This is a genomic window from Segatella sinensis, assembly GCF_040095255.1.
GTDB classification, from domain to species: domain Bacteria; phylum Bacteroidota; class Bacteroidia; order Bacteroidales; family Bacteroidaceae; genus Prevotella; species Prevotella sinensis.
The window spans coordinates 45,589-52,924 of record NZ_JBBNGE010000023.1; the positions used below are offsets into that span (position 1 = coordinate 45,589).

Annotated in this window: 5 protein-coding genes; 3 read left to right on the forward strand and 2 right to left on the reverse strand. The window is 43.6% G+C overall.

Annotation, left to right across the window (positions count from 1 at the left end):
• Positions 1 to 95 precede the first annotated feature (95 nt).
• Complete coding sequence (locus tag AAAT87_RS08135; RefSeq protein WP_349226158.1) at positions 96 to 1,121, reverse strand: LacI family DNA-binding transcriptional regulator; 1,026 nt, start codon at positions 1,119 to 1,121, stop codon at positions 96 to 98.
• Positions 1,122 to 1,404: 283 nt separating this feature from the next.
• Here AAAT87_RS08135 and AAAT87_RS08140 point away from each other — a divergent pair, with 283 nt between their 5' ends.
• From AAAT87_RS08140 to AAAT87_RS08150, 3 genes are read left to right on the forward strand one after another with little or no spacing between them, the layout of a single operon-like run.
• A complete protein-coding gene (locus AAAT87_RS08140; protein ID WP_349226163.1) occupies positions 1,405 to 4,590 on the forward strand; it encodes a SusC/RagA family TonB-linked outer membrane protein in 3,186 nt (1,061 codons plus the stop codon).
• A gap of 19 nt (positions 4,591 to 4,609) precedes the next feature.
• A complete protein-coding gene (locus AAAT87_RS08145) occupies positions 4,610 to 6,253 on the forward strand; it encodes a RagB/SusD family nutrient uptake outer membrane protein (protein WP_349226159.1) in 1,644 nt (547 codons plus the stop codon).
• A gap of 27 nt (positions 6,254 to 6,280) precedes the next feature.
• Positions 6,281 to 6,841: a SusE domain-containing protein gene (locus AAAT87_RS08150; protein ID WP_349226160.1), complete on the forward strand. Its 561-nt coding sequence runs from the start codon at positions 6,281 to 6,283 to the stop codon at positions 6,839 to 6,841.
• Between the two features lie 111 nt (positions 6,842 to 6,952).
• Here AAAT87_RS08150 and AAAT87_RS08155 read toward each other — a convergent pair.
• Positions 6,953 to 7,336: transposase (locus AAAT87_RS08155; protein ID WP_349226161.1), on the reverse strand; the 384-nt coding region annotated here is incomplete at its 5' end.

Here is a 7,336-nt window from a genome sequence, read left to right on the forward strand (position 1 = left end):
ACTCTTACTTTGATTTTGAACATTGAAATTCACAAAGGACATTAGGTTATTAGAGCTATTTATAAAGTTCAATGTTCAAAGCTCAAAGTTCAAAGTTATCTGGTAGTTCCTCTTACCACCAGACGAGTTCTTACCACTCGCTTCTCAACGTCATGCGTAGGGGTGGATCCTTCCACCAGTCCGATGAGAATGTTTGCAGCCTCTTCGCCTACTGCCACTCCACGCTGTTCTACCGTGGTGAGCATCGGATCGCAAGCCTTGGCTCTGTCGCCATTGGTAAAGCCGCAGATACTGATGTCATTCGGCACATCGAAGCCCATTCGCTTGGCAGTATAGAGAATGCCTATCGCCGTATCATCATTGATGGCGAAGAAAGCATCCGGATGATTTTCTTCCCTCAATATCTCTGGTGTAAGCACCTCTGCCTGGGCACGGTTGTCACAGATTCTCACCCAGTCGGGGTTCTCCGTCAATCCGTGCTTCACCAGTGCATCATGATAACCGTTATAACGGTTCTTGGAGATTTCCATATTCATCGGCGAACCGTAGAAGGCTATCTTCTTGCAGCCCGTATCCACCAGATGGGTAACGGCGGTAAAGGCGCCCATATAGTCATCTACTACCACTCGGGAGCAGTTCACGCCCGTACAGATTCTATCGTAGAAGACGAGAGGCACGCCATTGTTCATCAACTTCTCGAAATGGGCGTACTGCTTGGTATCCTTCGCCTGTGATACGATGATACCGCATACCTTATTCTTATAGAAGTCCTCGCAGATGGCCACTTCCTTGTCGTATCTTTCGTTACTCTGTGCCACCATCACACGATATCCGCGGGCTCTCGCCTCCTCCTCTATGCCCGAAAGGACGGACATAAAATAATAATGTACGAACTCCGGTACAATGACTCCGATGACCTTCATCGGCTGTACCTTGCTATGGCGCAAAGCCTCACCAAGCATGTTCGGAAAGAAATTATGTTCACGCGCAAAAGTCTGGATACGCTCCTTCTGGGCAGCACTGATTCTAGGACTGTCCTTCAACGCCCGGCTCACTGTAGCAACACTGACTCCCAGTTCGCGAGCTATATCTTTCATTGTTATGTTGTTATTTTCATTCATGTTATCTTAAATCACGCTGCAAAATTAGGCAAATATCCGTTATTTTGTACCTTTTTTGTTGACCTAAATCAAGCAAAAGGTATGCAAACGTTTGCGCATAAGAAATAACGGAATTAACTTAAAAATAGTACATTGTATCGAAAAAGACTTTAATTTTGCACCCAGAAAGAATAAACAATTAGACAACTCGACCTCTTATATAAACAGGCCAGAGACTAAAAGCAGAATATTCATTTTAAGAATAACAATAGTATAAACATAAACTTAAAAATCAAGCAAAATGATGAAGCAGGTAAAATTTAAATTGCCTCTCAGAGCATTGACCCTCGCAGGTGGTCTGCTTCTGACGGTGAGTTCCTTTGCGCAGACTAATGCGATTAAGGGACATGTGAAGGATGCTTCCGGTGAGCCTGTCATGGGTGCTACCATTACAGTTAACGGTAAGGCAGTAGGCATTACCGATATGGATGGTAACTTCTCTGTTGACGCAGCTCCAGGTACCAATCTTACTTTCACCTATCTGGGAATGACTCCGCAGACAGTGAAAGCAGCAAATAACATGAGCATTACCTTGGCAGATGACTCTAAGGCTTTGAACGAAGTCGTAGTCATCGGTTATGGTGTGGCTAAGAAGAACGACTTGACCGGTTCTGTTACTGCTATCAAACCTGATGACATGAACCATGGTCTCCAGACTAATGCACAAGACATGATTTCCGGCAAAATTGCCGGTGTTAATGTCATCTCTAACGATGGTGCTCCAGGTTCAGGTGCACAGATTCGTATCCGTGGTGGTTCGTCATTGAACGCTTCCAATGACCCATTAATCGTTATTGATGGACTTGCTATGGACAATTATGGAGTTAAGGGTCTCTCTAACCCACTCTCTATGGTAAATCCTAACGATATCGAAAGTTTCACTGTATTGAAGGATGCTTCAGCAACAGCCATCTATGGTTCCCGAGCTTCTAATGGTGTCATCATCATTACTACAAAGAAAGGTCGTTCAGGCCAGGCTCCTAAGGTTAGCTATAGCGGAAACATGTCAATTTCTACCAAGAAAAAGACCTTCGACGTAATGAGCGGTCCAGAGTATAGAGAGTTTATCAAGAATCTTTATGGTGAAAAGAGTGCAGCTTATAAGGCACTCGGCTATTACACCTATGATAAAGAAACTATTTCTCCTATCATTAAGGACGATAAAATTACTGGTTACAAGAGCGAATTCAACCAAGTAGGCGAACAGCAATTTGCTGATACCAACTGGCAGGACGAGATTTATCGTACAGCCATTTCTCACGACCACAACATTACTATCCAGGGTGGTTTAAAGAATATGCCTTACCGCGCTTCTCTCGGCTATACAAACAATGAAGGTATCATTAAGACTTCAAAGTTTGAACGTTACACAGCCAGCATGAGTTTGAACCCTTCATTCTTGCAGGACCACTTGAAGTTCAACATTAATGGTAAGGGTATGATTGCCAAGAGCCGTTATGCAGATGGTGGTGCCATCGGTGCAGCCCGCTATATGGACCCTACCAAGCCAGTTAGTGTAAACAATGGTGTCTATGAGAAGTACTTCGGAGGTTATACACAGTGGTATTCCAGCAGTTCTACATACATGGATCCAAACTGGGGCATCTCTTACAACCGCAACGCTACACAAAACCCAGTGGCAATGCTCGAAATGAAGAACGATCGTGCAACATCAAAGACATTCGTTGGTAACATCGAGGCAGACTATAAGATTCATGGTTTCGAAGACTTGCACATTCACATGAATGCTGGTGCAGACTATTCTACTGGTAAGCAGAATACAGATATCAGTCCTTATTCATACTCAAACAGCTATTTCGGTTACAATGGCTGGAGCAAGATGGATACATACAACCTCTCATTCAATGCTTATGCACAGTACTTGAAGGACATCAACAAGGCAAACCACATTGATGTGATGGCAGGTTATGAATACCAGAAGTTCCACAAAAAGACCGATTGGGATGGCTATGGAATGTATCCTGCAACTTGCGGAATGACCCAAGACATTACCAACCCGGATAAGACAACAACAACCATTCCATTGGCGGGCACTAAGTATAATGCGCCAACATCAGGTACGCTCTATAAGACAGAGAACTATCTCGTATCATTCTTTGGTCGTTTAAACTACTCTCTCTTAGACCGTTACCTCTTCACATTCACGCTTCGTGATGATGGTTCTTCACGTTTTGCCAAGGGCAATCGTTGGGGTTTGTTCCCATCTGCTGCTTTGGCATGGAAGATGAAGGAAGAATCTTTCCTGAAAGATGTCAAGTGGGTTGAAGACGTGAAACTTCGTCTCGGCTGGGGTAAGACTGGTCAGCAGGAAGGTATCGGTGACTATACATATATGCCTACATTTACACCGAACCAAGACCACGCATACTATGGTGCTATCAAGGATGCTAATGGCAATGGTGTAACTTATCGTCCAGATGCATTCAATACCGACTTGACTTGGGAGAAGACCACTACTTGGAACGCAGGTCTTGATTTCTCATTCTTCCGTGACCGTTGGATTCTGAACTTGGACTGGTACTACCGCAAGACAACAGATTTGATTAACTCTGTATATGTATCAGCAGGTTCTAACTTCCGCAACAAAGTTACAAGCAACATCGGTTCTTTGCATAATACAGGTTTTGAGTTGGCGACAATCGTTCGTCCTATCCAGACAAAAGACTTGAGATGGGAAATCAACTACAACCTGACTTACAACAAGAACAAGATTGATGAGTTGGTAGGCGGTAATTCAGAAGGTTATCTGGTAGAAACAGGTGGTGTCTCAGCCGGTACTGGAAGTACTATCCAGGCACATGCCGTTGGTCACTCTGCAAGCGCATTCTATGTATATCAGCAGGCTTACGACAAGAACGGAAATCCTCTCCAGAATACATACGTAGACCGCAATGGTAATGGCTACATAGATAGTGGCGACCGCTACTTCTACTATAAACCTGCACCAGACGTAACAATGGGCTTCGGTTCAAAGTTGATGTACAAGAACTGGGACTTCAGTTTCTCTATGCGTGCAAGTCTTGGCAACTATGTATACAATGATAACTTCGCAGGTTCTTGCAACGTAGGCACAGGTTCTGTTTACGCATTGGGTTACTTAGGTAACCGTCCAAAAGATGCAGTAAAACTTGGATTCACCAACCCACTCACACAGCAGTTCTTCACGGACTACTTCGTAGAGAATGCTTCATTCCTGAAGATGGACAACATCACATTGGGTTACTCATTTGATGGTCTCTTCGGCGGAAGCAAATACAAGGGAATCAGTGGCCGTATCTATGCTACCGTTCAAAACGTATTCACTATTACAAACTATAGTGGCATCGATCCTGAGGTAGCAAGCGGTATCGACAACTCAATTTACCCACGTCCATTCACAACTGTTATTGGACTCAACTTGAACTTCTAATTACTTAAGTATTACAATTATGAGACTAATGAAAATTAAAAATATATTGCCTGTTGCAGCTATGGCTGTAGCATCATTAGGATTCTCGTCATGTGTAGGTGATTTGGATGCAGACAACATCAACCCACAGCAGGTTCCAACCGCCAACTATGACGCTCTCCTAAACAAGGTATATGCTAACATGGTACTGACAGGTCAGAAAGGACCTGATGGAAGTGGCGATATTGACGATATCGATGAAGGTACTTCTAGTTTGATTCGTCAGTTGTGGAATGCCAACGAACTTCCTACTGATGAAGCAGAGTGTATTTGGGGTGATGCAGGTATTCCTGAATTCAACCACGCTTCATGGGGTGATTCACACCCAATGATGAAGGCGCTTTACTATCGTCTTTACATGGGTATCACATATGCAAACAACTATTTGGAGTCAACAGCCAACTCTACAGATCCTGAAATCAGTACCAAGCGTGCAGAAGCCCGCTTCTTGAGAGCTCTTCACTACTCTTATCTGATGGATCTCTTTGGTAATGTTCCATTGGTACTTAACGTATCTAAAGAATCAGCGCCTCAGGTAAGCCGCAAATATCTCTTCGACTTTATAAATGGTGAACTTCGTGAAGTTTGTGGCGAAACAGCTGGTGCCCAAGAGGTTTTAAGCGATGCAAAGGTAGTAAATGGCAAACAAGATGGTTATGGCCGTGCAAACAAGGCAGCAGCATGGTTGCTCTTGGCCCGCGACTATATCAATGCTAAGGTATATTCTGGTACAGAACATAACGACTCTGCCAAGTATTTCGCACAGAAAGTTATTGACACTCCATATAACTTGTGCAAGACACCTACTGGCAGTTACTCAGGTTTCCAGAAACTCTTTATGGCAGATAATGATGTGAATGGTGCAGAAAACGAGATTATTCTTCCTGCAATCCACGATGGTTGGGATACTCAGACATGGGGTGGTTGCTTGTTCCTGATTGCTTCTACTACTGATGCCGACATCATAAAGAATTATCCTACGGGAACTTCAGAACAGTGGGGTGGTAATCACGCCCGCAAGCAGTTTGTACAAAAGTTCTTCCCTAGCAGTCAACCTATGGAAGGCACCCCTACAGAGGTTGCAGCTCAAGCTGGCGACAATCGTGCTTTGTTCTATACCAAGGGCTTCAAGATGAGTATTACAAAGGAAACAGACTTCAAGTCAGGTTATGCTTATGTCAAGTTCCTCAATACTTATGCAGGTTCGGGTTCTCCAAAGCATAATCAGTTTGTTGATACCGATTTCCCTATGATGCGTTATGCAGAGGCACTTTTGACTTATGCAGAAGCTGATGCCCGCATGAACAATGGTTCTTGCACAAACGATGGTCTTGCTAAAATCAAGGAGATTCGCGAAAGAGCAGGTATAGATGTTTCTAACTTGACCTCATTCACTCTTGATGACATCTGCGATGAGTGGTCTCGTGAGTTTGCTTACGAAGGACGCCGCCGTATGGACTTGATTCGTTTCGACAAGTTCGGTGGCCAGAGCAAGTACAAGTGGGAATGGATGGGTGGAACTCAGGATGGAACTCCATTCGACAAGCATTTCAACATCTATGCAATTCCTATCAGTGATATCAATAGTAACACAACAGGTTTGAAACAGAACCCTGATTATTAATTATCAATCATTTAATAAGGTTACAATATGAAAAAGATTAATATAATGGCTGCAGCGTTGGTGGGTCTCTTGGCTTTCGCTTCTTGCGATGCCGATAGAGATGACAACCCAATCATGTCAGTTCCAGAGTCATTCAATCTCCTCAAGCCTGAGATGGGTGACAATATCATCGACCTGAAGAGCAGCGAATACGTTCAGTTCAAGGCAGAAAAGGCTGCTGACTACGGTTTCCCAACAGAAACTTCCTATTGGATACAGATTGCAGGAGAAGATAATGCTGACTTTAAAAACAAAAAGCGCATCTTCTCTACTTCAACCAAAGGAAACTCTATCACTTATAATGCACCAGCCAACGAGTTTGACCTCTGCGTTATGAAAGTGAAGGGATGGGAAGAAGAATCTCAAGTAGTAACAGACCAGCCTATCACTTTGAATGTACGTATGGTTAGTTGTCCAAAGAACTTGAACGACTCTGCAAACTACGTTTATACAAACGTACAGCAGGTAAAAATTTACCCATACTTCATCAACCTAAAATCCGCAACTATCATCCAATACACGATTAAGGGTAGATTTATGAGTCGTTAGTAGCAGCTTTCAGTAAAAAGCAACAGCACAACATCAATATGTAGCCACCATCCCCTTACCCCACAATGCGACTTGAGGCAATACGCAGATTAAAACCATAAGGAACGGACTTTATCCGAATCCAGTTTTGAAGGGTTTTGCATAAGCTCGGTTCTCTGTGTAGATATTCAGCACGTATTGCCTTGCAGTCAAGATCCACTTGGCAGGTACGGAGATGAATCTGAAGACAAAAGCCTTTATGCGACTCGTTTCCTTGAGCCCGAAAGCCTTGGTGTCAAGCTTGCTAATGATGGTCTTATAGAAATTGTGTATCAATGCCGTAAGCAGAAGGAATACGGTGTTCTCTGACATGAACGACTTGGGGAGCCTGTTCCAGCCGAATCCGTTGTTCATATCATCGAATATACGCTCTTTGCCCCCACGCAGATTGTAGAATTCAACAATGTCCCTTGTCGATGACTTGTAATCGTTGGTCAGAATACAACGGTAAGTGTA